The 1,539-nt window shown below is 65.1% G+C and carries 2 protein-coding genes and 1 pseudogene; all 3 read left to right on the forward strand.

What is annotated here, in order from left to right; translation table 11 throughout:
- Positions 1-254 (forward strand): annotated as a pseudogene (locus MOV74_RS37830) (alkanesulfonate monooxygenase); the annotation flags it as partial.
- Complete coding sequence (gene ssuC, locus MOV74_RS37835; protein ID WP_246932577.1) at positions 251-1,057, forward strand: aliphatic sulfonate ABC transporter permease SsuC; 807 nt, start codon at positions 251-253, stop codon at positions 1,055-1,057. The pseudogene MOV74_RS37830 and the gene ssuC, both read left to right, overlap by 4 nt.
- Before the next feature lie 20 nt (positions 1,058-1,077).
- On the forward strand, positions 1,078-1,539 hold a 462-nt coding region (locus MOV74_RS37840), incomplete at its 3' end, for an ATP-binding cassette domain-containing protein (RefSeq protein WP_246932578.1).

Here is a 1,539-nt window from a genome sequence, read left to right on the forward strand (position 1 = left end):
CCGGCACCGCGCTGGTCGGCGATGCCGCGACCGTCGCGGCCCGCATCAAGGAGTATCAGGATCTCGGCATCGATACCTTCATCATGTCGGGCTACCCGCATCTGGAGGAAGCCTATCGCTTCGCCGAACTGGTGTTCCCGCTGCTCGCGCTGGAGCAGCCGAGCAACGTGACCAGGCTGCATTTCAACGGCGGTCCTTTCGGCGAGACGGTCGGCAGCGACTTTCGTCCGCAGCACCGGGTGTCGCAGTCATGAGCCTGATCGACAGCGTTTCACTTCCGCGCAGCTTTCGTCTGCCGCGGGTCGACGGCCTGATCCAGTGGATCGTGCCGCTCGCCATCATCGCGATCTGGCAGGTCGCGAGCGTCACCGGCTTCGTGCCGACCCGCGTGCTGCCGGCGCCGAGCGACGTCCTGCTCGCAGGCTGGAAGCTGCTGCTCTCCGGCGAACTCGTCCGCAACATCTGGGTCTCGTTCTGGCGCGCCTCGATCGGTTTCCTGATCGGCGGGAGCATCGGCTTCGCCTTTGGGCTTGCCAACGGCCTGTCGCAGCTCTCGGCAAAACTCACCGACACCACGCTGCAAATGGTGCGCAACGTGCCGCACCTGGCGCTGATCCCGCTGGTCATCCTCTGGTTCGGCATCGACGAGAGCGCAAAGCTGTTTCTGGTGGCGCTCGGCGTGTTCTTCCCGATCTACCTCAACACGCTGCACGGCATCCGCACCGTCGATCCGCAGCTGATCGAGATGGGCCGCATCTACGGCATGACCGATGGCGAACTGTTCCGCCGCGTCATCTTCCCGGGCGCGCTGCCCTCGATCTTCGTCGGCATCCGCTTCGCACTCGGCATCATGTGGCTGACTTTGATCGTCGCCGAGACCATCGCGGCCTCCTCAGGCCTCGGCTACATGGCGATGCAGGCGCGCGAGTTCATGCTCATCGACGTCGTCGTGCTCTCGATCCTGATCTACGCCCTGCTCGGCAAGCTTGCCGACAGCGCCTCCCGCGTGCTGGAGCGTCTCACGCTCTCCTGGCACCCCGCCTATTGGAAACGTTGAGCAGAAATACTGGGAATCACATGCAGACAGCCGTTCGTAGCTCCCTTCCGGAAACCGACTTTGTCAGCCGCGCCAATTTCGCGCCGCACGCCCGTGTGGTGCGCGAGGAGCGGCAAGGAGAACGTCAAGCGCAGGCGATCGGGCTGCCGCTCAGCATCCGTGGCTTGCGCAAATCCTTCGGCGACAACGAGGTGCTGCGCGGCATCGACTTGCACATTCCCGCCGGCCAGTTCGTCGCCATCGTCGGCAAGAGCGGTTGCGGCAAGAGCACGCTGCTGCGCCTCATCGCCGGTCTCGACAAGATCGACGCCGGCAGCATCAGCTTCGGCCAGGATATCCAGCCCGAAGACATCCGCGTGATGTTCCAGGAGCCGCGGCTCCTGCCCTGGGCGCGGGTGCTCGCCAACGTCGAGGTGGGCCTCGGCCGCGAACGTGCCTCCGCCGATGCGCATGCACGTGCCGAGAAGGCGCTGACCGAGGTC

The sequence above is a fragment of the Bradyrhizobium sp. SHOUNA76 genome, assembly GCF_023006445.1.
Taxonomy (GTDB): Bacteria; Pseudomonadota; Alphaproteobacteria; order Rhizobiales; family Xanthobacteraceae; genus Bradyrhizobium.